We start from the raw sequence: 25421 nt of genomic DNA, 5'->3' as shown, positions 1-25421 counted from the left end.
TTGTGTCCCAACTTAGACTCGAAACGCTTTAGCCAGTGCGGCGATCGTCGAAGCTGAGCGCGATGAAGCTGGGCATATGATCGCCCATGCCGACAACCTTGTTATTATCGCCTCCACCGCCATTGCCACCGCCGCCAGAACGACCACGTCCGCCACGTCCGCGCGACCGCGAGGATTTGTTTTCGGTCACGGCGTCGTGCTGAGGCGCGGTTTCATTCCGGGCATCATCCTGGGGCGCTGTTTCGATAGCCTTTGCGGGCTCGGCCTGCTGTGGTGCGATCTCTTGCACCACATTCGTCTCGGGTGCCTCGTTGGGCGCTTCTTCGGGCTTTTTGCGGCTACGCGAGCGGCGCGGCTTGGCTGGCGCGTCGCCGGACTGGTCATGGCGGGGCGTCTCGGAGGGGGCCGGAGCCTGCGCACCGGCCTCTGCGGTGGTGCCACCCAGCGGGCTCTCCAGACGCGGGATTTCCCTCTGGATCAGCGCCTCGATGGCAGCCATGTTTTTTTCATCCTTGGGGGTGCAGATCATCATCGCCTTGCCGTCACGACCTGCGCGGCCGGTGCGACCGATGCGATGGACGTAATCCTCGGGATGGGACGGCACGTCGAAGTTGAAGACATGGCTGACCGCCGGCACATCAAGGCCACGCGCTGCAACATCCGAAGCGACCAGCAGGCGCAGATCGCCCGCGCGAAAGCCATCTAGGGTGCGGGTTCGCTGGCTCTGGTCCAGATCGCCATGGATGGGCGCCGCGTCATAGCCATGCTTATTCAGCGACTTGGCCACAGCATCGACGTCAATCTTGCGGTTGCAGAACACGATGGCGTTGGTGCATTTTTCACCCTCGCCGTCGATCATCATGCGCAGAATATTGCGCTTCTCGCTGGCCTCGCGAGCGCGACCAGTGCTTTTGAACATGACGACGCCCTGCTCGATCGTCTCGCTGGCCGTGGCTTGGCGTGCGACCTCGACCCGCTCGGGCGAGCTGAGGAAGGTATTGGTGATCCGTTCGATTTCGGGCGCCATGGTGGCGGAGAAAAACAGCGTCTGACGGGTAAAGGGCGTCAGGCTGAAGATGCGTTCGATGTCGGGGATGAAACCCATGTCGAGCATGCGATCAGCCTCGTCCACGACCATTATCTGGACGCCGGTCAGCAACAGCTTGCCGCGCTCGAAATGGTCCAGCAGTCTTCCCGGTGTGGCAATCAGCACGTCGACGCCCTTGTCGATCAGCTTGTCCTGCTCCTTGAACGACACGCCGCCGATCAGCAGCGCCTTGGTCAGCTTCACATGCTTGGAATAGGTGTCGAAATTCTCGGCGACCTGTGCAGCCAGTTCGCGTGTGGGGCACAGCACCAGAGACCGCGGCATGCGCGCCCGCGCCCGGCCGCGTGCCAGAAGCGTGATCATCGGCAGCACGAATCCAGCGGTCTTACCGGTGCCGGTCTGGGCGATGCCCAAAACGTCGCGGCCTTCCAATGCCGGGGGAATCGCGCCGGCCTGAATGGGGGTGGGGGTGGTATACCCGGCCTCGTCGATGGCCTTAAGTACTTTAGGATTCAGGTTGAGATCGGAAAATTTTGTCATGGGTATCCGTATGTTACGGACACGACTTGGCCCGCACGTCTGATTGGGTCCGGGTCCGTATGACCCCGTGGTTCTCCACATATGCGGACCCCTGACGCGCGTTTATCCCAAGATTGGGGTAATGGTCAATCAACTGCGTTAGTTTGCAAGCTATGCGCGGTATTTGGCCACGATTGTTGCGGCTTGGGCATCAATCTGGCGCGGCGGGCCGCTTTAGTAGAAATCCGGAAAATGGCGCGCGCGTTTGGCGTTCAGATCCAGATCAATCCTATGCAGCAGCCCGCGCGCCTCAAGCCGCGCGCACAAGGCAGCTGTAGCAGTGCAGACCTCGTCATAGAAGGCGCGCAGCGCGGCCTCGCCGCCATCCTGCTCGATCGCGTTAAAGAGGGCGTGCATCGTCGTCGGGATGCTGGGCGCGCCCTTCAGGTCCGGGCGGTACGAGCCACGGGCGAGTCGGAAGCGATAGGCGCTTTGCCATGCCTCCCAACTGGGCGCGTGAAGATGGCACAGGTGCGTTTCGGTGAGGTCGTGATCGTTGGCGATCTGGCCCGCCTCATCAAAGGCGTTGTGGATGCGCAGACTGACCTTTTCCTGACCTGTCCGCACAAATATCTTGCCCGCCACATGGCTGAGAAAGCCGCCGTTTAGCAGTGCGCCGTAGGTCGGATAAATCTCTTCGGTCTGGGTGTTGCGGGGGCTTTGGCGCGGATGGCAGCCTTTGAATAATCCGGGCGCGTCGCCGTTGATCGGGGCGAGTGCCTCGATCGGGCGCACGCGGGCGGTGCGCGCGGATTGGGGCAGGGCGGCCAGTTGTTCGACCAGTGGCGCGCCATCGGGATGCAGGAATTCATCCACGTCGATATGAGCCAGCCAATCCACACCTGGTCTGCGGCGATAGGCGCGGGTCGCGTTTATCGTCTGGCGCGCCTGATGTTTGTCCGGGCGCTCGCGGCGTTTGGTCCAATAGGCATCGTCGGTCACGGTGACTGTGCAACGCGGATGGGCCGCGAGGGCGCGGCGCGCCTTGGGGCAATCCTCGTCTAGGAAAATGTGGATGCGGTGCGCGCCGATATCGAGGTGGTGGGCGGCGAAATTCAGGATCGCGCCTGTCGGGGCCTTGATCGTCGACACGAGGCCCCATGTGGTCTTCTGTGTCATGTGGTCTGCCCGATGATACCTAAGGCGCAGAATGGCGCGCAACGCCGCCGGACGCAAGCGGTGAGCGCCGGGTGTGGATCGATGGGTGGATCGGCAGGTTTTTGAGTAAAATTTTACACAGCAAGTTGATTGGCGCACCTATCGGGTGGCAGGGTCGCGGGGTACGGCGTGAGGGAGAATATATGTCGCTCACCAGAAAGGCGCTGATCGGCGCCGCTATCGCGATCATCGCGGCCGGTGCCGTTTGGGCGCAGGACATATCAGCCGGGGATACCCCGCCCGATGCGCCGGTCTCATCGGGTGCTGATTGCATGAGCATTGATCGGCTGGGCCAGATCTTGCACGCTCTGGATCCGCAGGCGGTGCGGCAGGGCCACGGCTGGCGGCTGCGCATCGGCGCGCAGGTCGTTCTGGTTGTCGCCGACACAGATGCTGGGCGTCTGCGCGCCATGGTGCCGGTCCGCATCACAGCCGGTCTGGACGCCGATGATCTGGCGCGCATGCTGCAGGCCAATTTCGATAGCGCGCTGGATGGTCGCTATGCGATCGCGCAGGGGCTGGTCTGGTCGGTCTTTGTGCATCCACTGGAGGGGCTGGACAAGGCGCATCTGATTTCGGGGCTGGCGCAGGTCGTGACGCTGGCGCGCAGCTATGGTACTGACTATTCCAGCGGCGAACTGCGCTTTGGCGGGGGCGATGGCCCCGCGTCGGGTGGCGCGTTGATCGAGGAATTGCTGCGCAGGGGCGAGGATACCTGAACCCTGCCCATCTGTCGGGCGTCGCGCGAGGTTCGCGAAACGCTTTGGGCAGGCCGCATCTTGCACTCGCGTGGGCGGGCCTTTACATCCGTTGATGCAAACCGACTTTGCACCGAACCATGGGGAGCACGCAGATGGCCATTCTTGCCAGCGATATCGAAGCGATGATCCGCGAGGCGTTCCCGGACGCGCAGGTCAACGTCCAAGGCAATGACGGCGCGCATTTCGCCGCCGAGGTAGTCGATCCCTCCTTCAAGGGCATGAACCGCGTGCAACAGCAGCGCGCCGTCTATGCAGCGCTTAAGGGCCGGATGGACGGACCGGCGGGCGAATTGCACGCTCTGGCGCTGACCACCCGCGCGCCGGACTAGCGCGATTGCGCGCCAAAGTTCACAGACATCAGATCACAAGGATATGACATGACCGACGCCAAGACCCGTATCGAAGAGACCGTCAAAGCCTCAGACGTCGTGCTTTTCATGAAAGGCACCAGAGAGCAGCCCCAATGCGGGTTCTCCAGCCGCGTGGCGGGGGTGCTGAACTTCATGGGCATCGACTATAGCGATGTGAACGTGCTGGAGGATGAGGACATCCGTCAGGGCATCAAGGATTATTCCGACTGGCCGACCATTCCGCAACTTTACGTCAAAGGCGAATTCGTCGGCGGTTGCGACATTATCACCGAGATGACCCTGTCGGGCGAATTGGACACTTTGCTGGAGCAGAACGGCGTTACCTACGACAAGGCCGCCGCAGATAAGATCCGCGAAGCCAACGCCTGATTATCCTGCGCCGTGCATTTTGCAGGGTAGGATCGGGATGTTTGGATCTAGAAATAGCAGGGCGTGCCGCGTAGTTGGCACGCCTATTTCTTTTCGGCGACGCCTTCGAGAGCGCCTGCCAGATCGCCATATCCAGTAAAGCGATATTCGAAGTCAAGCTTGAGGCGGCGCGCGCACTCCTCGGCCTTGACGCGCAGAGCCGGATCCTCGGTCTGGGCCTGATAGACCAGCTTGGTATAGTTGCCGAATATCATTTCCAGCAGCTCGGGGTGGCGATCTAGGCCCATGGGCCGCCAGACGAAGGCGTCGAACTGCTTGACCAGAAAATCGGTGAGGTAGAAGGCCGTGATTTCGTCCTCGTGGCGGCCAAAGGCGTCATTGCCCTCAAAGAAGCTGTAGCAATGGGGGCCTGCGATCATCTCGACCCCCAGCGCATCGCATTTGGCCTGCAAGAGCCCACCAGTGCCGCAATCGGCATAGGCTACAAATATGCGATCGAACTGCGCGCGATGCTTTTCCACAGCCTCCTCGACGGCCTCTGTGATCTTGTCGGGATAAAGATGCAGCTTGGCCGGAAGGCAGGCGAGGGTCATGTGATCCCAGCCATTGAGGCGGACCAGCGCCAAAATCTCGCGCGCCAGAGCGCCGCAGGCGAGGATGAGGATGCTGCCGCTGTTGCCATCCGGTGCAAGGCCTTGTTCGGTCAGGGTGTGCGCATCGGGCAAATTGGTGGTTAGGTCAGTGGGGGACGCGGTCATATCAGTCGCTCCTGCGGTGGCAGGCGAGGCGCAGCACCATGAGCGCGGCCAGCCCGCCAGACATAGCGGCAAAGCCCAATGTCGGAACTGCTTGAGCCATGATTAAAACGGTCGCTCCGGCGGCAACGATCACGCAGGCAAGAAGCAGTAGAAATCTGATTGTTGGCACGTGCAAATCCTCCTACCTTTCAAGGCGTTCCAAGATCAAGTTGATCCATGACTTTAACGCGAAACCAGCGTAACATTTGTTCGCCGTGGGCGTATCGAAATGTTGTCCTGATCCAACACCATCTCGATACGCTTTAGATAGTGATGCACGGCCCGTAAAAAAGGCCCCACGCACGCGCAGGGCCTTTGGCTGTGTGCCACTAGGCAAGCGCTCAGGCGGTAACGGCCTGATTGTGCTTGCGGGCCATCCATTCCTTGGCCGTCTCGACCGCGACGGCGGCGTCGCGGCAGTAGGCGTCGGCGCCGATGGCTTTGCCGAATTCCTCGTTGAGGGGCGCTCCGCCGACGAGAACGATGAAATCGTCGCGGATACCCTGTTCGATCATCGTGTCGATGACGACCTTCATGTAGGGCATCGTCGTGGTCAGCAGGGCGGACATGCCGAGGATGTCCGCGCCTTCGCTTTCCAGTGCCGAGAGGTAGTTGTCGACAGGGTTGTTGATGCCCAGATCGACCACCTCGAAACCGGCGCCCTCCATCATCATACCGACTAGGTTCTTGCCAATGTCGTGGATGTCGCCTTTGACCGTGCCGATCACCATCTTGCCGACGCGGGGCGCGCCCGTCTCGGCCAGAAGCGGCTTGAGAATAAACATGCCACCCTTCATCGCGTTGGCGGCCAGCAGCACTTCGGGGACAAAAAGGATGCCGTCGCGAAAGTCCTTGCCGACGATGGTCATGCCGCCGACCAGCGCCTTGGTCAGCACGTCGTAGGGGGCCCAGCCACGGCCAAGAAGGATATTCACGCCCTCTTCGATCTCTTCCTTGAGACCGTCATAGAGGTCGTCGAACATCTGCTGGACAAGCTCATCGTCGTCCAGTTCGGACAGGATGATGTCGTCTTGGTTTTCCGACATGGTGCAATCCCCTGAGTTGGAGGGCGCAGCGGCCCCCTTTGTTACCTGTCTCACGTTTCGCCAATTTGCGCCCTGTGCACTTGGCGAATTGCGACACTGGCCGCGTCTGAACCGACTTACACCGAGTAATTCGGTGCGGGAAGGGTCGAAATATGCATGTTGATTATGGTGTTCTTGCATATGTTCTGTTTTTGTTCTATATATTGACGTATGAGCCAGCATCAAACATTCCCTCTCGGCATGGAGCGACGCGCACGCGGCGCGGGCAGCAACGCTGCGGGCCGCTATGAGGCGGTGCAGCGCGCGTATGAGGCTGACGGCTGGACGCCGCAGGATGAGGCGCCGCTACGCACGCAAACGACGCTGGAGGTGCCGCGCCGCGTCATCAGTTACAACCGCTCGCCCGATCTGCCATTCGATCGCTCGATCAATCCCTATCGCGGCTGCGAGCATGGCTGTATCTATTGCTTTGCCCGCCCTACGCACGCGTGGTTGGGCATGTCGGCAGGTCTTGATTTCGAAACCCGGCTGATTGCGCGCCCCGAGGCGCCTCAAGTGCTGGCGCGCGAGCTGCGCCACCGCGCCTATACCCCGCGCACTATCGCCATAGGCACCAATACCGACCCTTATCAGCCGATTGAGAAAAAGCATGAAATCATGCGCGAATGCCTCAAGGTGCTGCGCGATTTCCGCCACCCGGTCGCGATCGTGACCAAGGGTACGCTAATTGAGCGCGACATCGATATCCTCAGCGATATGGCGCGTCAGGGGCTGGTGCGCGTCGGCATTTCGGTAACGTCGCTTGATGCGGGCCTCTCGCGCAAGCTGGAACCGCGCGCGCCCACGCCGCACCGGCGGCTGGCAACCATTCGCGCGCTCAGCGAGGCGGGGATCGAGACACGCATCATGACGTCGCCGATCATTCCGGGTCTGACAGATCACGAGGTCGAAGCGCTGCTAAAGGCGGGGCGCGAGGCGGGGGCCATCGCCGCCAGTTGGATAATGCTGCGCCTGCCGCTGGAAGTGGCGCCGCTGTTTCGCGAATGGCTGGAGGCGCATTATCCGGACCGGGCTGGCCGCGTCATGGGCCATGTGCGCGACATGCAGGGTGGCAAGGATTACGACAGCACATTCGGTACACGGATGCGCGGAACTGGTCCTTACGCCGAGATGATCGCGCAGCGATTCGAGGTCGCGCTGAGGCGCAATGGATATGCGCGTAAATTGCCGGATCTGCGCTGTGATCTCTTTCGGCCACCCGCTGAGGCGGGCGACCAGCTATCGCTGTTTTAAACGGGCTCAGCCGCCCCGACGACGGGTGCGACGCGGTGCAGGGGCATCGTCGCCGGTGCCGTCCACAGCAGATGAGAACGCACCAAGGGTTTCGGTAATCTGATCCAGCGTCGGGCGCGGTCCACGCTCGCGTGTTTCCAGCGCCTCACGCATCTTCGACAGATGCTCGCCCATGGTGCCGCAGCAGCCGCCGATGATTGTCGCACCTGCATCGCGTGCGAGACAGGCGTATTCTGCCATCAATTCGGGCGTGCCGTCATAGTGGATATGGCCGTCGACGAATTTCGGGATGCCTGCGTTACCCTTGGCGATCACGGGACGCTCGGTCCCCTGCGCGACAAAGCCCAAAATCGTGCGCATCAGGTCAGACGCGCCTACGCCGCAATTCGCGCCGTAGGCCAGCGGCTTGTGATCCAGCGTTTCAACCATGTCGGCCATATCCGAGGAGGTCATGCCCATCATGGTGCGCCCGGCTGTGTCAAAACTCATCGTGCCGCACCATGGCATATCGGCGAGGCCAAACGCCTCGGCGGCGGCCTTGTATTCTTCGGGGGCAGAGATGGTTTCCAGCCACAAAACGTCTGCGCCGCCTTCCTTGAGGCCTTCGGCCTGCTCGTGGAACATCTCGACGGCCAATTCATGGGTCAGGGTGCCCATCGGCTTCATGATTTCGCCCGTCGGCCCGACCGATCCCGCGACGATCACCTCGCGGCCCGACTTGTCGGCGACCTCGCGCCCGATCTCGGCGGACATGCGCGACAATTCGCGCGCCCTCTTTTGCGCGCCGTGCAGTTTCAGGCGCGAGGCGTTGCCACCGAAGCTGTTTGTCAGGAACAGATCGCTGCCCGCATCCACCGCCATCTGGTAAAGCGTGGTGATCCGGTCCGGGTGCTTGTCGTTCCAGAATTCGGGCGCATCGCCCGATTCCAGCCCCATGTTGAAAAGGTTGGTGCCGGTGGCGCCATCGGCCAAGATCCAGTCGCGCTGCGACATCATCCGGGAAAGTGCGTTGCTCATCAAATCATCCAGATTGGGTTTCGAACACTTGTGCCACGCGCGGCGCCGCGCCGCAAATCCATAACACTCATGAGGATCATGCGGCGCACGTGAAAACCTAGTTTTCGGCGACCAGCTGCGCCTTGGCGGCGGCCATCATCTCGGCGCGCTTGGCGCGGATTGTGTCGGGGTCGGCCTTGTCGCCCAGATCGCCTGCGACCTTGCGGATCACATCCTCAAATCCTGCCTCTTCAAAGTCGGCCTTGATGACCTCGCGCGCATAGGCGTCTGCCTCGTCTCCGGATTTGCCCATCAACTCGGCCGCCCAGAGGCCCAGCAGCTTGTTGCAGCGCGCCTCGGCCTTGAACTTCATCTCTTCATCATGGGCGTACTTGTTTTCAAATGCGTTTTCGCGGTCTTTGAACGTGCTCATGGGCGTGGTTCCCTCCCGTTTGTGTTGACTGTGTCGCTGATGCTTCCTGTCCAGATATGGCCGCTCAGACGCGTGACCGCAAGGGCCGGGCCTGCACGCTTGCGGCAGGGCGGGGCATGAACTACATAAGGCGCAAGTCAATTTGGGGTCGCATCCCCATAGGCAAAGGCAGTAATATCATGGCACGTCGCAAAAAGATCTACGAAGGCAAGGCCAAGACTCTCTATGAGGGTCCTGAGCCGGGCACGATCGTCCAGTATTTCAAGGACGACGCGACCGCTTTTAACGCTGAAAAGAAGGCCGTGATCGAGGGCAAGGGTGTGCTGAACAACATCCTGTCCGAATATTTCATGGTCGGTCTGGGCAATATCGGCGTGCCGACCCACTTCATGAAGCGACTCAACATGCGCGAGCAACTGGTACGCCAGGTCGAGATCATCCCACTAGAGGTTATCGTGCGCAACTACGCCGCCGGGACGATGGCCAAGCGTCTGGGTCTGGAAGAGGGCTTTCAATTGCCACGCCCGATCGTGGAATACTGCCTCAAGGACGACAAGCTGGGCGATCCGCTGGTGACAGAGGAGCATATCGCCGCCTTTGGATGGGCCAGCCAGCAGGATCTGGACGATATGCTGAGCCTCGCGCTGCGCGTGAATGATTTTCTGGCGGGCGTCATGTATGGCGTCGGGATCAAGCTGATCGACTTCAAGATCGAGATTGGCCGCGTTTACGATGGCGATTTCCAGCGCCTTATTATTGCGGACGAGATCAGCCCCGATAGCTGCCGCCTGTGGGACATCGAGACCGGTCAGAAGCTGGACAAGGACGTGTTCCGCCGCGATCTGGGCAGTCTGACCGATGCCTATACCGAGGTTGCCAAGCGCCTCGGCGTGCTGCCCAAGGGCGCGACGCCGATGGCGCGCCCGACGCTGATAAACTGATTTGATACCCCCAAGTTCCGATCCCAAGGCCGAAGGAATCCGCCAATGAAAGCCCGCGTTCACATCATGCTTAAATCCGGCGTTCTGGACCCGCAGGGCGAGGCGGTGCGCCACGCGCTCGGCTCGCTGGGGTTTGAAGGCGTCAATTCGGTGCGTCAGGGAAAGGTGATTGAACTGGACCTCGCAGACGGCACGGATGAGGCCTCAGTCAATGACATGTGCGAGCGTCTGCTGGCGAACACCGTGATCGAAAGCTACAAGGTGGAGATCCTCTGATGCATGCTGCTGTCGTCGTTTTCCCCGGATCAAACTGTGATCGCGATCTGGCCGTCGCGCTCGAGCGTGCGGGGGCCAAGGTCAGCATGGTCTGGCACAAGGATACTGCGATGCCGGACGGCGTGGACCTGATCGGCGTGCCGGGCGGGTTCTCGTTCGGTGATTATCTGCGGTGCGGCGCTATCGCCGCCAATTCGCCGATTTGCCGTGCGGTCACGGCCCATGCGAACCGGGGCGGATATGTGCTGGGCGTGTGCAACGGCTTTCAGATACTGACCGAAACGCGGGTCTTGCCCGGCACGCTGCTACGCAACGCGGGGCTGAAATATATCTGCCGCACCGTGCCGCTGACTGTTGTGACAACCGACAGCGTCTTTACCACGCGCTACGACGCGGGCCAGACGATCACGGTGCCGATCGCGCATCATGACGGAAATTATCACGCCGATAGCGAGACGCTGAAAGCGCTGGCCGCCGAGGACCGGATCGCATTCCGCTATGGCGACAATCCTAACGGGTCTGCCGATGATATCGCCGGTATCCTGTCGCAAAACCGCCGTGTGCTGGGTATGATGCCCCACCCCGAGCGGATGGCCGAGGAGGCTCATGGTGGCACGGATGGCGCGGCGATGTTCGCCGGGCTCGTCGATCAGCTACAGCACGCTTAATTGGGCGGGGTGCGGCCTTGGGGGTTGAGGCAGTCCCGCCGCCGCCGTAGCGTGAAAAGATGAGCAATCCCGATCCCACGCCACCGCAGGGACGATCCAGCCCAAAACCCGCGCCCCCACGACGTGCGCGGCCCGAGCCCCGGACGCGCACGACCGGCTGGCGGGTGCGCATGGCGCTGATCATGCTGACTGCGCTGGCCGTCGGCGTTGTCTTTGTCACCAACCGGCTGCTGACCGACCGCTTTACCCAGAATACTCGCAACCGAGCCGAACTACGGTTGGTCCTCTATTCCGGTAACCTGCTCAGCGAGCTGCGTCAGAACGCTATCGTTCCGCAGCTCTTGGCACGTGATCCGGCGCTGATCTCGGCGCTGAACTCAAACAACTACTCGCAATCTACCCAGCGACTGATCTCCTTCGTGGAGGAGATCGGCGCAGCCTCGCTGACGCTACTGGACAAGGAAGGCCGCACCGTGGCCTCGACCGACCGCAACACGATTGGCGAATCGCACCGCGCACAGCCTTATTATGTTGATGCACTGCGCTCAAAGGACACCGTGTTTTCGCTGATCCAACACGAAACCGGGCGCTTTGATTTCTTCTATTCGCGCCGCGTCGAAAGTCAGGGCACGCTCATCGGTGTCATTCTGGTCGCCGTCGATCTGCACAAGTACGAGCGTGCCTGGGCGGGTATTGCCGATGCCGTCGTTGTCACCGATACCGAGGGACGCATTATCCTGTCGACCGAGCCGCGCTGGCGCGGCCTGAGTGAGGCCGAGGCGCTGTCCCAACAGCCGGTCACCAGCGCGCTGGAACGCGCACTTCAGGCCACCGCCGATTGGACGGCACTACCGGCCGATGCCTACCTGGGCGGCGAGGCGGTGATGCGCGTCGAGGGGCGCGTCGCATTTCGCGGCTGGCGCATCGCGAACTTCACCACCTTCGATTCTGTGCGCGAAAAAGTGAACGGGGTTCTGGCGCTCGAAATCATGGCTTTTGCGATTCTGCTGGCGCTGGCGTTCTATTTTCTCAGTCGCAAGACGGCGGTGCGCGCCGCACTTTTTCAGCGTGAGTCGGCAGAGCTTCGCGCATTGAACCTAAGGTTACAGCGGGAAATCGCCGAGCGTGAAAGGGTGCAAGAGACCCTCGCCGTGGCCGAATTGACGCTGGCGCAGAGTTCCAAACTGGCCGCCTTGGGCGAGATGTCGGCCGCCGTCAGTCATGAGCTGAACCAGCCGCTGGCGGCGATGAAAACCTACCTCGCCGGCGCGCGCCTTTTGCTGATCCGCAATCGACCGGATGAGACGTTGTCGTCCTTCCAGCGCATCGATGATCTGATCGAACGGATGGGCGCGATCACCAAGCAGTTGAAATCCTATGCGCGCCGCACCGGCGACACGTTCGAGCCTGTAAACATGGGCGATGCGCTGGCATCGTCCCTGTCCATGATGGAACCGCAGCTGCGCCAGCGGCGCGTTACTATCAACCGCACCCTACCGGATGATCCCGTTATGGTCATGGGTGATCGTGTGCGCATCGAGCAGGTGATGATCAACCTGCTGCGCAATGCGCTTGACGCCACGCAGGGGGTAGATGAGGCGCAGATCGACATCCTGCTAGCGGCGGGTTCGACTGCACTTTTGACGGTGCGCGACAACGGCCACGGCATCAAGGATCTCGAGAATTTGTTCGAGCCATTTCATACCACGAAACAGCCGGGCGAGGGGGTCGGACTGGGCCTTGCCATTTCTTCGGGTATCGTGAACGACCTTGGTGGTAGACTGACCGCGCGAGATGCAGCGTCAGGGGGGGCTGTATTTGAGATGCGCCTGCCTATCTTAAACGAAGAAACCCGTGCAGCGGAGTGACCAGAGAATGGCCAATGCGATGAAGATTGCGATCGTCGACGACGAAAAGGACATGCGCCAGTCGATCAGCCAATGGCTGGCTCTTTCTGGCTATGACACCGAAACGTTCCCCAGCGCCGAGGACGCGCTGAAGAAACTGGGCGCCGATTATCCCGGCATCGTGGTGACCGATATCCGGATGCCCGGCATGGACGGGATGCAATTCCTGAAAAAGCTGATGGGCACCGACAGCACGCTGCCCGTGATCATGATCACCGGCCATGGCGACGTGCCGATGGCCGTCGAGGCGATGCGCGTTGGCGCGTATGATTTCCTGGAAAAGCCGTTCAACCCGGACCGCATGACCGAGCTGGCGAAAAAGGCCACGCATGCCCGCCGCCTGACGCTGGACAACCGCGCCCTGCGCCGTGAGTTATCTGATGGCGGCCAACTGATGAAGAAACTCATCGGCTCCAGCCCCGTGATGGAACGGCTGAAAGAGGACATTCTCGATTTGGGACAGGCCGACGGCCATGTGCTGATCGATGGCGAAACGGGGACCGGCAAGACGCTTGTGGCCCACGCCCTTCATGCTGTCGGCGCGCGCGCGGGCAAGAAATTTGTGCTGGTGTCATGCGCCGCCTTCGAGCAGGAGCAGTTGGCCACCCGCCTCTTTGGTCCGATGAACCCCGACGACAGCCGCCTGCCTGCCGTAGAAGAGGCGCGTGGCGGCACCCTGGTGCTAGAGGATATCGAGGCTCTGAGCGACGCCTTGCAAGCGCGTCTGCTGACTTGGCTGAACGAGGAAGGCACACCGCCCGAGACGCGGCTGGTCGCCATCAGCAACCTTCAGGATGAGGGCAAGACGTCCGAGGACGCGCTGCGCCCGGATCTGTTTTACCGTTTGGCCAGTTTGCGGATTACCGTTCCGCCGTTGCGCCAGCGCGGCGAGGATATTCTGACGCTGTTCACTCGCTTTGCCGACCAGTTTGCCGACGATTACGGTTGCGACGCGCCGCAGGTCAGCGCGCAGGAGGCCGCGCAATTGCTACAGGCGCCATGGCCGGGAAATGTGCGTCAGCTCTTTAACGTAGCTGAACGCGCGGTGCTTCAATCGCGGCGCGGATCGGGTACCATCGTTTCGCTACTCATGTCGGATCATCAGGACATGCAGCCCGTGATGACGACCGAAGGCAAGCCGTTGAAGGAGTATGTCGAAGCGTTCGAGCGGATGCTGATCGACAACACCATGCGCCGCCACAAGGGTAGTATTGCCGCCGTCATGGACGAACTGTGCCTGCCGCGTCGGACCCTGAACGAGAAGATGGCAAAATACGCGCTTCAGCGATCGGATTACCTGTAAGAGGCCAGCTCTCTTTTCACCCGACGCCCAGTCAAAGCCGTCGGCTGCACGACTGCCTCTCCCGGTATCTGGCGTTTGGCCAATCACGGGAGCCTCAGTGGTGATAAGGGGTTTTTGGAGGGCCAAAAACATATCGGCTGTCGTCGTAACGCCACCTGTGACACCAAAGGCACGCCGTGTATTTTCGCCACGTCTTTGGCCTGACGGGCAAGCGTGTGACCGGCCTGCTCATCACCCTCTATCCTTCCAATTGGCATTTTGCCCATTGTCATTATGCCCCCCCGCGCTTTAGTGTAGCTTATGGATTGCGCGCTAAAAATCGCGCCTCTCCATATGAGTTTCGCTGCTTCGGACACTTGTGTAGGCATTCATGCTGGCACGTTCGGGCAGACCGATCAGGTCCCTCGCAAGGGGGGCCGCATTAACGCCGGGCCTCCCTTTGGGAGTGCATCGGATATATCATGGGCGCCGCATATGGCGCCGGAGAAGAAACGCGATGACGCGCGCTACACAGGATTTTAGTCCGACGGGGGGCCGATACGGCACCGCCGCCAGCGCGCCTGACTTCGCCTCAATCAGACATCCCCTGCACGACGCCGCCCCACCGGGGTGGGCGCGCGTGCCCGGATGCGAACGGACAACATGGCCAAGAAAATGCTTATCGATGCCACCCACGCCGAGGAAACTCGCGTTGTGGTGGTGGACGGAAACAAAGTCGAAGAATTTGATTTCGAATCCGAAAACAGACGGCAACTCGCCGGAAATATCTATCTCGCCAAGGTAACACGCGTCGAGCCGTCACTTCAGGCGGCGTTCATCGACTACGGCGGAAATCGCCACGGTTTCCTGGCGTTTTCGGAAATTCATCCCGATTATTACCAGATCCCCATCGCCGACCGTGAGGCGTTGATGGAGGAAGAGCGCGCCTATGCTGAGGCCCAGGAGGCCGAGGATGAGGAACGCTCCCAGCCCAAAGGCCGCTCGCGCGGTGGGCGCGGCCGTTCAAAGGCAGAGAACACGTCATCCGATGACGCCGTGACCAGCGCAGACGTGTCTGGCACCGACGTGGCGGGCATGGAGATGATCGACCACAGCGATGGCGACAGCGACAACGACGAAGAAGGCAGTTCGCCGATGGAGCGGGTGGCTGAAACGCCCGTGGAAGAGCCTGATGGCGACGCCTCGGACAACAATGACACCGACAACGGAGATGACGCGCCCAAGCCGCGTCGCACCCGCACACGCACGCGAACACGTTCAAAGTCAACGGGCGACGACGACGCTGATGAAGGCGTGGACGCCGCCGATAAGGACGACGATATCGAAACCGTCGCCGACGAGGACAGCCAGGACGACATCCGCCCCCCGCGCAAGCCGCGTCCGCGCAAGTACAAGATCCAGGAAGTCGTCAAGGTCCGCCAGATCCTGTTGGTTCAGGTCGTCAAGGAAGAGCGTGGCAACAAGGGCGCCGCACTGACCACTTACCTGTCGCTCGCTGGTCGCTACTGCGTCCTGATGCCCAACACAGCGCGCGGCGGTGGCATCAGTCGCAAGATCACTAATGCGCCGGACCGCAAGAAGCTGAAAGAGATCGCCAGCGAGATCGACGTGCCCAAGGGCGCTGGCCTGATCGTGCGCACGGCAGGCGCCAAGCGCACAAAGCCCGAGATCAAGCGCGACTACGAATACCTCCAGCGCATGTGGGAACAGATCCGCGAGTTGACGCTGAAATCCATCGCGCCCGCCAATATTTACGAAGAGGGCGATCTGATCAAACGCTCGATCCGCGACCTCTATAACCGCGAGATCGACGAGGTGCTGGTCGAGGGTGAGCGTGGTTACCGCATCGCCAAGGACTTCATGAAGATGATCATGCCGTCCCACGCGAAAAACGTGCGCAATTATGTGGACACGATGCCATTGTTCGCGCGGTTCCAAGTGGAATCTTACCTTAACTCGATGTTCAACCCCACGGTTCAGCTGAAATCCGGCGGCTACATTGTGATCGGCGTGACCGAGGCGCTTGTCGCCATTGACGTCAACTCGGGCCGCGCCACCAAAGAGGGCTCGATCGAGGAAACCGCGACCAAGACCAACCTTGAGGCCGCCGAAGAGGTTGCCCGCCAGCTACGCCTGCGTGACCTTGCGGGTCTTATCGTCATCGACTTTATCGACATGGACGAGCGCAAGAATAACGCCGCCGTCGAAAAGCGTATGAAAGACAAGCTGAAAACCGACCGCGCGCGCATTCAGGTCAGCCGCATTTCGGGCTTTGGTCTGATGGAGATGTCGCGCCAGCGCCTGCGTCCCGGCATGATCGAGGCGACGACGCAGCCTTGCCCATCCTGCCACGGTACGGGCCTTATCCGCTCGGACGACAACCTCGCGCTCAGTATCCTGCGCCAGATCGAAGAGGAGGGGACCAAGGGCCGCTCGCTCGAAGTGCTGGTACGTGCGCCGGTTGGCATAGCCAACTTTTTGATGAACCAGAAACGCGAACATATCGGTCAGATCGAGGCCCGCTATGGCCTGTCTGTGCGCATCGAGGGTGATCCGTCCCTGATCAGCCCGGACTTCGCGCTGGAAAAGTTCAAAACTGCCACTCGCGCCGTGCCCGAACAGATCGCACGCGTCGTGTCGGTCGACAGCGCGCTGATGGACGATATCGACAGCGAGACCGAGGCAGATCCCGATGAACTGCCCTCCGAAGAGGATGAGGAGCGCGAGCAGCAAAGTCGCCGCAGCGATGATGAAAACAATGGCGAAGGTGACGACGGCAAGCCGAAAAAGCGCCGCCGGCGGCGGCGTCGCAAGTCCTCTAAATCTCGCGAGAATGGCGAGAACGGCGACAATGGCGATGATGATGGCAATTCCGACAGCGATCAGTCCGATGCAAGCGGTTTTGGCAATGACGGAGCCGACAAGCGTAGCGAGGACAAGGTAGAAGAGGTGGCGAGTGCTGACGCGCTCAATCAAGATGCGACCACTCAAGATGCGTCCGAGGACAAGCCGAAGCCCAAACGCACCCGCAAGCCGCGTGCCAAGAAGGTCGAAGAAGGCGCCGAGGCTGTCGAGGCTCCTGTAGCGGACGCCGAGACCGAAGAGGCACCCAAGCCCAAGCGCACCCGCAAACCGCGCGCAAAGAAGAGCGACGACGCGGCGCCCCTGCCTGCCGCAGACATCGCACCTGAGGTCGTGCTCCCGCCCGCGCCTGCGCCTGCGCCACAAGCTGCGCCCGAACCGCAACCGGCTGCGGCACCCTCGCCGCAACCCGCGCCCGAACCCGCTCCAGTTGCTCAGGCCGCGCCTGAACCAGCCGAGGCAGAGGTGGACTCGGCCAAGCCCAAGCGGAAGGGCTGGTGGTCATTGGGCCGCTAAAGCCCTTTGCGTTTTTGCTGAAGTCAGCCCTCATAGCCGGAGTATTACGACGGCTATGAGGGCGTATGTCGCCAGAAGCGCGTTGGGTTATCGGTCCTAGCGCATTGCAGCCGTCACCAGTCATTGAGGCACGCAAAACCGTGCTGGATTGGTGGCGGTTTTTTTTACAGAGCTTCGCGTCATGCGGGATCGGTAACTTGCGCGGTCGAATGCATGGCGCGATCTGTACATTCTCCAAGGGCTTCGCGGAACCTATCCGCGTCATAGCCGCGATCTAACATCAGGGCTCGCGCTTTTGGTAGCTCGCCCACAAGGGCGCTTGCACCGACGTAATCGCTTTTCTGGCCGTCACTCCGGAATGTCCGTCACGGCATGAAGTTCGGAGTTCGGGCGGCCCCTTGTCCACGCGCCCGTCTTAGTGCGCTTCTAGGAAGAGAGCGGGAGTAAAAGCCCCACGCTCAGCAACCAGTGGAACAAGCTGGCGCGCTCTGGTCTCGGATCCAAGTCGGCCAAGCCTCGCTGACAGCAATGTGGCGCACTCACTGCGCCACATCGCCGTGAGAAATAGGGGCGGCTGTCTGAAACAGCACTTGTCAGAGTTACCGCCCCTTGGTTCCTCAGCAAATCAGAACAGGAGGCTGGGCAACCACAGGGCAATCTGCGGAAACAAAAAGACCAGTGCCAGGCCAAGAATTTGCAGCCCGACAAATGGAAGCGCCGCCCAGTAGATATCTATGATTGTCACATCCTTCGGCGCAACCGACCTCATATAGAACAGATTGTAGCCAAACGGCGGCGTGAGATAGGCCGACTGCATGCTAAGGATGAACAGAACGGCAAACCAGGTGGTGTCGAACCCCAGGTCCCGCACGATCGGGACAAACAGCGGCACCGTGATGAACACGATGGCGAAATCGTCCAGAAACATGCCGAGCACGAAATAGGCTACGAGCATCGCGATAATCACAAGGTTCGGCGACAGATCGTAGTCCTCGATCAGCTCGCCGACGACCATGCCGGCACCGACGCCAACATAGATCTTGGAAAAGAATACGGCCGCGATGGTGATCCACATCAACATGCCCATAAGCTTGGTCGTGGACAGCATGACATAGCGCAGCGTGTCCCAACTTAGGCGACGTTGGATTGCGGCGATCAGCAGGGCCCCGAATGCCCCAATGGCTGACGCCTCGGAGGGCGAGGTAATGCCACCGATAATGCAACCTAGCACGGTAAAGATCAGCAGGCCGGGCGCGATCAGAAAGCGCAGGGATTTAAGTTTTTCGGTGGTGGTGAACTGCTCTTCTGCAGGGGGGCCGAGCGTTGGATTAATACGGCAGCGGATCAGAATGTAGAGAATATAGATCGCCGCAAGCATCAGCCCCGGCATCAACCCGGCGGCAAAAAGCTTGCCCACGGAATCGCGGCTGAGGAAGGCGTAGATGATCATCAGCACACTGGGCGGGATCAAAAAGCCAAGTGCGCCGCCAGCCATGATCGTGCCTGTCACCAGCCGCTTGTCGTAGCCGCGATTCAACATCGCGGGCAGGGCAATAATGCCAAGGCTGACGGTCGCCGCGCCCGACACGCCCGCCATTGCGGCGATCAGGGCGCAGATGATGACCGTTCCGATACCAAGGCCACCGGGCAACCGCCCCATCAGCTTGTGTATCATTTCGAACAGATCGTCGGTAATGCCCGAGCGTTGCAGCACCAGACCCATGAAGATGAACAGCGGCAAGGCCACCAGCAGGAAGTTGTCCATGGCGCTGAAGGTCGAAGAGATCAGCAGGTCGAGCCCGCCGTCGCCATAGATCGCCAAGGCACTGCCGATGCCGCAGATCGTCAGCGCCCAGGCCAACGGTGCCCCAAGGGCCATAAGCAACAGCATGGATGCGAACATGATGCCCGTGATGGCAAGCGGGTCCAAGTTTTCCATTTTTCGAGATCCTTGAAATATCAGCGGCGCGGTGCGTCCGACGCGTCAGCGTTTGCCCAATGTGTCAGTATCGACGGCTTCATCAACATCACCGTCCAAAATCACCGGCAACAACTCAGGATCGATGTCGGATTTGAACTCCCGTTCGCGGGGATCGTCATAGTCGATCTTGAACAGGGTCAGCGCGGCACGCAGCAATTCGGCAATGTTCTGCAACAGAATTAGGCCAACAGCTATCGGAATGACGGTTTTGATCGGGTAAAGCGGCGGCTGCCACATGCTCTTGTTGGAGTATTCAAGCACAGCCCAGCTTTCGGCGGCGAACACGATTGCCAACTTTAGAAACATGGCCAGAACGACAAAACCCATCGAAAAGATCAAAACATCGCAAAAGGCCTGCCCGCGTTTGGGCAGCGCGCCCCAGATCACTTCGCTGCGGACATGGCCGCGGTGACGCAACGTGTAGCATCCTGCCAGCATGCAAAAGGCGCCATACAGCATCGTGCTGGTTTCATGCGCCCACAGGGTCGGGGAATTGAGGAAATATCGAAAGATGATCTCGATCATCAGAACCCCGATCATCCCCAGCGTAAGCCAGGAAATGGCCCGCCCGACAAACTCGGACAGGCCATCCTGAGCGACAAGATATCTTGTCACCCAAGTCATCAGAGACGCCCTTGTGCCTTGGCGTTTTCAACGAGCAGTTCGATCAGCTTTGCATTGCGCTCGGAACGTGCGGCCTCTTCCTGCCAGACGACCTGCGCCGCGACCGTCAGTTCCTTGGAATCCGCCTCGGGCAGTGCGGAGAATTCGAAAACGCCGCCCTTGTCCTCGACAGACTGGTTGCCTGCGGCAAGCCATTCGCTGATGTCCGCAGAATACTGCGCAATCGCGTCTTTCATGATTGTTTTGTGTTCATCAGACAGGGCATTCCACGTTTCTGGATTCGCCAGAAACGTATCGGTCCAACCGGGCATCAGCATGTTCAGGCGCGTATAGTACTTTGCCGCCTCGTTCAGCTTCAGCTGCTCGTATTCGATGGGGCCACCATAGATTGCCCCGTCGATCACGCCTGTCGACAGGCCGATATACAGCTCACCCGCAGGGAGATAAACGGTCGGAATATCGAAATGTTCCAGCACCTTGGCGACGGCTGATGTGGCGCGGATTTTACGCGTTTTCAAATCTTCCAGCGAGGCGACAGGCTCTTTGGTCAGCAGATCATATGCATCGCCATAGCCCTTGCCCAGATAGACAACGCCGGCTTCGTCATAGGCTTCTCTTAGCAACGCATCGACAGGCTCGCTGTCAAAAAATGCTGCGGCTTCATCGACGCTGGTCCAACCGCCGGGCAATCCGGCCTCGATGTTGCCGATGTCAACCTGACCGGACCAATAGCCGCCAGTGCCGTGCGCAATGTCGATGGACCCTTTTGATGCCGCTTCCAGCAGTTGGTCACTGGCAACCAATTCGCCACCATGAAAGACCTGAACGCGCAGATCGCCGCCCGACGCCTCTTTGACCGCGTCGCGGAATTTTTTGATGATTGGATCAATTTCAGTGCCATAATAGGTGTGAAACCGCAGACGCGTGGTTTCGGCAGTCGCCGCCGTGGCCATCGCGCCCAGTGCGACAGCACCGGTCATAGCGGCAAGCGCAACGCGGCGTGTGAGCAGACTAACATTCATAGATTAAACCCTCCAGGTTGGGCGTCGATGCGCCAATGTTTCGAGAACCTTGCCGATCACGCTCAGCGGTCCTTTATTGTCACCCCGCAAGGCGGGGCCTGATTACGGAGCCTACGACATGGATCATGATGTCAGCAACATTAATGTTGGAATTCCGTACCCAAGCCGCTAAAACCGTCGTTCAGGGGCACGTTCCGGTAATAGATGCAAAGGTGGCGCAGAATTTGTTAGCAACCAGACTAAAGATCATTTGGCGTCGGGCCTTCGCCTCGGCCAAGCTGCGGATGCCGTCGAGACTGTCTGCCGCCGACCCGATACCTGACGAATCCCCGATGCCCGCCGCCGACCCGATACCTGACAGATCCCCGATGCCAGACAAATCAATGCCTCACGTTCCTGCAGTCAAGCCACCGCGCAAACGGACTTCTACCAATGGGAGACAGCCAAAAATGGCCAAGACAAAAGAAAAGAAGAAAGCCAAGCCAAGCGGGCCGAAAAAGGAAAAGCTGGTCGGCTTGACGGAAATCTATCGTTATCTGAGGCGCAACAAGCGGCCGATCTATGTCGTTATGCCAACGCCATTTAACCTGATGGGGCTGGACCAATGGGTCGGTGGGCTGGAATTCGTCAATTATTTCGATGTGTTCGACGGTCAGCATCCGCGTGTTTTCAAACCTACACAGCTCGGCGCGCCGATTTTCCAGTCGATGGAAGATGTCGGAAACTACTTGGTGGACCACCCCGAATTCCGTGACCGGGTAAAGCAGCGCGACCCCGGACTGGCGGTCTTTGTGATGTTTGACGAAAAGACCGAGGATCTCTGCAAGGAAATCGGCCTCGAGATTGCGCTGCCCTCGAACGAGTTGCGCCACCGGCTGGACAGCAAGATCGAGACGACCAGGCTGGGCAACGAGGCCGGTGTCGAAAGCGCGCCCAACGTGATGGGCGAGGCCGACACCTACGCCAAGCTGAACAAGCTGGCGACCAGCGCCAAGCTGGGCAAGGATCTGGTGGTGCAGACGCCTTATGGCGACAGCGGACGCACGACATTCTTTATCAAGTCGAAAAAGGACTGGGACAAGTTTTCCAGCAAGATCATCGGCGAGAAGCTGAAGGTGATGAAGCGCATCAATCACCTGCCCGGCACGATTGAGGGCTGCGCCACCAAGCATGGCACGCTGGTTGGTCCGGTGATGACCGACATCACCGGATTTGAGGAGATCACGCCCTACAAAGGCGGCTGGTGTGGCAATGACATTTCGCCCGCAATTCTGCCCGACGGCGTGCCTGACAAGGTGCGCGAGATGGCGCGTAAACTAGGCGATCGGCTTTATCAGGAAGGTTATAAGGGCGTTTTCTGTACTGATTTCCTTCTCGATACCGACACCAACGAGGTTTACCTCGGCGAGATCAATCCGCGGGTTTCCGGTGCGTCCCCGCCAACCAACCTAATCACCTCCACCTATGGGGGCTGTCCGATGTTCCTGTTCCACCTGCTGGAATTCATGGATGTCGACTACGAGATTGATATCGAAGAGGTTCAGAGCCGCTGGAACCACTATGATTATTGGACCCAACTGATCCTCAAGCAGACCGAGGACAAGGTCGAACTGATCACTCAGGCTCCGCAGTCGGGGATTTGGGCGATGGACGATGACGGCGCCATCAGCTTCCAGCGCGCGGGGCACAACATCAACGCGCTCGGGGATGAACACGAGGCGTTCTACCTGCGGGTCTATGGTGTGGGTGAATACTGTTATCACGGCGCCGATCTGGGCTGTATACTGGCCCGTGGTCGGATGCAGTCGGACGATCGCGAGCTGCTGGAACGTGCCAAGCAGTGGAACAGCGCGATCAAGGCCGAATTTAAAAGCGTGCCTCTGACCTCTCAAACCGAAGTCGCCATGCCCGCGGACATGACCGCAGGTAAATGGTTTTAAGCAGGCCCCGAACGGGGGATCATTCTGATTCCCCGTTCGGCTCTCCGACGGCGTCGATATCATTTCTGACCCAGAAGAACGCGAAACCCTGTCCGCGCAGCCAGATTTCGAGCTTGTCCAGGCTGCCCCATTGCCGCGCTATGCCACGGGCGCTTACCAATGACATCCATTGGCCATCGACCAAAAAGAACACTGTCCATGTAAATGGATTGCGATCCTGATCGCCAAAACCGCCGCCTTGGGTCGTCCGCCGTACGCGGACAACAGCCGGATATTGCGTAATTCTGTAGCTTGCGACGAGTTCCGCGATGTCGGTCTGACGTATCGTGCCGGTGGGAACGGGTGATGGAAGCATGGTGGCGATCTTGACAATGTGACATTGAATGTCAATATCGTTACACCATGCACTATGGTGTTCCATGCCCGCTGAGAGGTAAGGAGAGCTTCGTGCAAAATGCACGTATCTCATCCACTGGATAGTCACGGACACACCATGCAGCTTAATTTCAGAAGCCTCGCAGAAGACAAGCCTTCTGACGTCTTGCGGGACGTGTTTTCGCATGGTTGGCCGGGCTGGTCCGACTGGTTGCGCACACGCCAGACGACCAGCGACACCGACGTGCGTGACGCGCGCCTTGCTCTACGTCGCCATATGCCCGAGTTCGAGACGCTGTGGGACAAGTGGGTTGAGGCCTGCGGCGATGATCGTGACGTTGCCCTGTTCCTCAGCTTTTGGTCGCCGCCCCGTTATCTGGTGAACTGCTCACAGGCTGTTCTATTGGACGCTGATGGTCCGGTCCTGATCCGCAATTATGATCTGGACCCCCAGTTGAACGAATCCACACTATTTTCGACGAACTGGCGCGGGCGGCGGGTGGCGGGCATGGTCGAGGGTATCGTCGGTCTGGCCGACGGTATGAACGACGTCGGTCTCGCGGCGTCCCTGACGTTCGGGGGCCGCTCAATCAGCGGCGCCGGCTTCGGCATTCCAATGATTATTCGCTATGTGCTGGAAATGTGCGCGGATGTTGCGCAGGCCATCGAAGCGCTGCGCGCCATTCCTTCGCATATGTCCTATAATGTCACGGTGGCCGATGCGTCTGGCGACTGGGCGACCGTATATCTGTCCCCCGACAGGCCAGCTATCGTGACGCGCACACCATTCACGACCAATCACCAGATTGGTATAGAATGGCCGCGCCATGGCAGGTTCTCGAATACGCAGGGGCGCTCGGATCACTTGGAACAGTTGCTTCAGGATCCCACATTGACCGCTGATAGGTTGATTGGTGAGTTTCTGACCAGTCCCCTTGCCAGCACCGGATACGACAAGGGGTTTGGTACGGTCTATACCGCCGCCTATCGCCCTGTGTCGCAGACGATTTCATTGAACTGGATGGATGGCACGGGGGAGGCGTGGAACCTGGGGTCAGTCGACCGGCGTGAACGGTTGGTCAATTTTTCTGCTGCTGGATCTAAGAGCATATCCAGCGGGTCGGGGCAGGCTGTAGCTTCGGGGTCAAAAACCTTCGCTCACGCGCCGCAGGGCGCGCTTAACAGCGGTCTTTTGCATCGTCCAAGCATGGGCTGACACCTGCAAAGTCCGCTTTGACGACCAGCTTTGTGGATCGCCCTGCTGATCTGGCAATCGCGCAGGGATCTGCGGCGATGTCCCAGAGCAGTATTTTCACATCAATCGGCTGCTCGCGATCGGCAACGGCTTTGCCATGGTGATCGACCCTGCGGGCCCGATACTGCACCGCGGAAGCGTTAAGTAAGAAGTGATCCCCATTGAGGTCGATTTCGAAATGGTGCGCTGCCAGCGCCGCGAGGGGATCCTGCGCATGGATCAACCGCACAAGAGCTTTCATGACAAACAGGTGCCATTTCAGCTAGTTGTCCCGGTTGCACCAAGAGGCGTCTCAATCCCAATGGCTCTGCTGCGGAAAACACCTTCTTTGATGGGGGCTGGCGTAGGGGATCAGATCAGCTTGTGGCGGGTCAGCAGCTTTGCGGTGGGTTTACCTGAACGCTTCCCCTCCTAATCCCGGACCAAACCACGGCGCCTTCGTCTTGTCCTTATGATGAGATTAAAGTTTGTCAAGCTTGACACGACATCACTTTTTGGTGCTTCCTGCCGAGACAAAAATTTCACCTTCAGGCAAATCGGCCCTCCGATGCGCTTTCGAAGGCAAATCCAAAACTAACAAAAGCAGGGAGAAATTTATTGTCAGACTTATCCAAAAGAATCGAAACCATGCACAGGCGTGACATCATCATCGCTTGGGCCTTTGTCGTGGGTTTGTGGGTTGCGATTATCTTTGTCGCCATTGCAACCTGGTCGCTCGCGCCCAGTGTCGCCGCGCGAACTCTGCTGCTGATTGGTGGGGCCATCATACTGCTGTTCAACACAGCCGCCATTCTGGCCATGCTGCGTCACTACCGCGAAGATCGTGATTTCATGTATGGGCTCGATATCAAGTTTCTTGATCTCGCCCGTGCGCAGAAAAACCGCTGAGAGGAGGTCAGG

At 59.7% G+C, this 25421-nt stretch carries 24 protein-coding genes and 1 pseudogene; 13 read left to right on the top strand and 12 right to left on the bottom strand.

Annotated features, from left to right (window positions below; translation table 11 throughout):
• Positions 1-28: 28 nt before the first annotated feature.
• Together U3654_RS10830 and U3654_RS10825 are read right to left on the bottom strand one after the other, a co-directional pair.
• Positions 29-1588 (bottom strand): DEAD/DEAH box helicase, encoded by a 1560-nt coding sequence (locus U3654_RS10830; protein WP_324751562.1) that lies wholly within the window; start codon positions 1586-1588, stop codon positions 29-31.
• Between the two features lie 213 nt (positions 1589-1801).
• Positions 1802-2746 (bottom strand): glycosyltransferase family 2 protein, encoded by a 945-nt coding sequence (locus U3654_RS10825; RefSeq protein WP_324751561.1) that lies wholly within the window; start codon positions 2744-2746, stop codon positions 1802-1804.
• 182 nt (positions 2747-2928) lie between these two features.
• Here U3654_RS10825 and U3654_RS10820 point away from each other — a divergent pair, with 182 nt between their 5' ends.
• The 3 genes from U3654_RS10820 to grxD all read left to right on the top strand — a co-directional run bounded on the left by U3654_RS10820 (position 2929) and on the right by grxD (position 4286).
• A complete protein-coding gene (locus tag U3654_RS10820) occupies positions 2929-3504 on the top strand; it encodes a hypothetical protein (RefSeq protein WP_324751560.1) in 576 nt (191 codons plus the stop codon).
• Positions 3505-3638: 134 nt separating this feature from the next.
• Entirely contained in the window at positions 3639-3875 is a 237-nt protein-coding gene (locus U3654_RS10815) for a BolA family protein (RefSeq protein ID WP_324751559.1), read from the top strand.
• Positions 3876-3923: 48 nt separating this feature from the next.
• Positions 3924-4286: a Grx4 family monothiol glutaredoxin gene (gene grxD, locus U3654_RS10810; protein WP_324751558.1), complete on the top strand. Its 363-nt coding sequence runs from the start codon at positions 3924-3926 to the stop codon at positions 4284-4286.
• Positions 4287-4369: 83 nt separating this feature from the next.
• Here the strand turns inward: grxD and U3654_RS10805 are convergent, their stop codons facing one another.
• Together U3654_RS10805 and U3654_RS10800 are read right to left on the bottom strand one after the other, a co-directional pair.
• Positions 4370-5044, bottom strand: coding sequence for a DUF1638 domain-containing protein (locus U3654_RS10805; protein WP_324751557.1), 675 nt, complete (start codon positions 5042-5044; stop codon positions 4370-4372).
• 380 nt (positions 5045-5424) lie between these two features.
• Positions 5425-6129 (bottom strand): B12-binding domain-containing protein, encoded by a 705-nt coding sequence (locus U3654_RS10800; RefSeq protein ID WP_324751556.1) that lies wholly within the window; start codon positions 6127-6129, stop codon positions 5425-5427.
• A 210-nt stretch (positions 6130-6339) separates the two neighbouring features.
• Here U3654_RS10800 and U3654_RS10795 point away from each other — a divergent pair, with 210 nt between their 5' ends.
• Entirely contained in the window at positions 6340-7422 is a 1083-nt protein-coding gene (locus U3654_RS10795; RefSeq protein WP_324751555.1) for a PA0069 family radical SAM protein, read from the top strand.
• 6 nt (positions 7423-7428) lie between these two features.
• Here U3654_RS10795 and bmt read toward each other — a convergent pair whose 3' ends face one another.
• A complete protein-coding gene (bmt, locus tag U3654_RS10790) occupies positions 7429-8439 on the bottom strand; it encodes a betaine--homocysteine S-methyltransferase (RefSeq protein WP_324751554.1) in 1011 nt (336 codons plus the stop codon).
• Between the two features lie 97 nt (positions 8440-8536).
• Entirely contained in the window at positions 8537-8851 is a 315-nt protein-coding gene (locus U3654_RS10785) for a DUF1476 domain-containing protein (protein WP_324751553.1), read from the bottom strand.
• A 179-nt stretch (positions 8852-9030) separates the two neighbouring features.
• Between U3654_RS10785 and purC the strand changes: the two genes are divergently transcribed.
• The 6 genes from purC to U3654_RS10755 all read left to right on the top strand — a co-directional run bounded on the left by purC (position 9031) and on the right by U3654_RS10755 (position 17324).
• The gene (purC, locus tag U3654_RS10780; protein WP_324751552.1) at positions 9031-9792 is read left to right on the top strand and encodes a phosphoribosylaminoimidazolesuccinocarboxamide synthase; all 762 of its coding nucleotides are present in this window, start codon (positions 9031-9033) and stop codon (positions 9790-9792) included.
• Positions 9793-9837: 45 nt separating this feature from the next.
• Entirely contained in the window at positions 9838-10068 is a 231-nt protein-coding gene (gene purS, locus U3654_RS10775) for a phosphoribosylformylglycinamidine synthase subunit PurS (RefSeq protein ID WP_324751551.1), read from the top strand.
• A complete protein-coding gene (gene purQ, locus U3654_RS10770) occupies positions 10068-10736 on the top strand; it encodes a phosphoribosylformylglycinamidine synthase subunit PurQ (protein ID WP_324751550.1) in 669 nt (222 codons plus the stop codon). Before purS ends, purQ begins: the two co-directional genes overlap by 1 nt.
• Before the next feature lie 170 nt (positions 10737-10906).
• Positions 10907-12604, top strand: a complete 1698-nt coding sequence (locus U3654_RS10765; RefSeq protein ID WP_324755267.1) for a sensor histidine kinase — start codon at positions 10907-10909, stop codon at positions 12602-12604.
• A 7-nt stretch (positions 12605-12611) separates the two neighbouring features.
• Positions 12612-13946 (top strand): sigma-54 dependent transcriptional regulator, encoded by a 1335-nt coding sequence (locus tag U3654_RS10760; protein WP_324751549.1) that lies wholly within the window; start codon positions 12612-12614, stop codon positions 13944-13946.
• 642 nt (positions 13947-14588) lie between these two features.
• Positions 14589-17324, top strand: a complete 2736-nt coding sequence (locus tag U3654_RS10755) for an Rne/Rng family ribonuclease (RefSeq protein ID WP_324751548.1) — start codon at positions 14589-14591, stop codon at positions 17322-17324.
• Positions 17325-17560: 236 nt separating this feature from the next.
• Here the strand turns inward: U3654_RS10755 and U3654_RS10750 are convergent.
• From U3654_RS10750 to U3654_RS10735, 4 genes and pseudogenes are all read right to left on the bottom strand, one after another.
• Positions 17561-17726 (bottom strand): annotated as a pseudogene (locus U3654_RS10750) (IS5/IS1182 family transposase); the annotation flags it as partial.
• Positions 17727-17949: 223 nt separating this feature from the next.
• Entirely contained in the window at positions 17950-19263 is a 1314-nt protein-coding gene (locus U3654_RS10745) for a TRAP transporter large permease subunit (RefSeq protein WP_324751547.1), read from the bottom strand.
• A 45-nt stretch (positions 19264-19308) separates the two neighbouring features.
• Positions 19309-19929, bottom strand: coding sequence for a TRAP transporter small permease subunit (locus U3654_RS10740; protein ID WP_324751546.1), 621 nt, complete (start codon positions 19927-19929; stop codon positions 19309-19311).
• A complete protein-coding gene (locus U3654_RS10735) occupies positions 19929-20951 on the bottom strand; it encodes a TRAP transporter substrate-binding protein (protein ID WP_324751545.1) in 1023 nt (340 codons plus the stop codon). Before U3654_RS10735 ends, U3654_RS10740 begins: the two co-directional genes overlap by 1 nt.
• A 449-nt stretch (positions 20952-21400) precedes the next feature.
• On the opposite strand from U3654_RS10735, the gene U3654_RS10730 reads away from it, so the two are divergent.
• A complete protein-coding gene (locus tag U3654_RS10730; RefSeq protein ID WP_324751544.1) occupies positions 21401-22891 on the top strand; it encodes a biotin carboxylase in 1491 nt (496 codons plus the stop codon).
• 19 nt (positions 22892-22910) lie between these two features.
• On the opposite strand, the gene U3654_RS10725 is transcribed toward U3654_RS10730, so the two are convergent.
• Positions 22911-23375, bottom strand: coding sequence for a hypothetical protein (locus U3654_RS10725; protein ID WP_324751543.1), 465 nt, complete (start codon positions 23373-23375; stop codon positions 22911-22913).
• A 9-nt stretch (positions 23376-23384) separates the two neighbouring features.
• On the opposite strand from U3654_RS10725, the gene U3654_RS10720 reads away from it, so the two are divergent.
• Positions 23385-24482 (top strand): C45 family peptidase, encoded by a 1098-nt coding sequence (locus U3654_RS10720; RefSeq protein ID WP_324751542.1) that lies wholly within the window; start codon positions 23385-23387, stop codon positions 24480-24482.
• On the opposite strand, the gene U3654_RS10715 is transcribed toward U3654_RS10720, so the two are convergent.
• Positions 24445-24762, bottom strand: a complete 318-nt coding sequence (locus U3654_RS10715) for a hypothetical protein (RefSeq protein ID WP_324751541.1) — start codon at positions 24760-24762, stop codon at positions 24445-24447. The two genes, U3654_RS10720 and U3654_RS10715, sit on opposite strands and share 38 nt — an antisense overlap.
• A gap of 386 nt (positions 24763-25148) precedes the next feature.
• Between U3654_RS10715 and U3654_RS10710 the strand changes: the two genes are divergently transcribed.
• On the top strand, positions 25149-25409 hold the full coding sequence (locus tag U3654_RS10710) for a hypothetical protein (RefSeq protein ID WP_324751540.1): 261 nt from the start codon (positions 25149-25151) through the stop codon (positions 25407-25409).
• Positions 25410-25421 lie beyond the last annotated feature (12 nt).

It is taken from the genome of Roseovarius sp. Pro17, from assembly GCF_035599575.1.
Classification (GTDB): Bacteria; Pseudomonadota; Alphaproteobacteria; order Rhodobacterales; family Rhodobacteraceae; genus Roseovarius.
The sequence above is the reverse complement of the archived record's forward strand: the minus strand, read 5'-3'. Positions and strand labels throughout refer to the sequence as shown.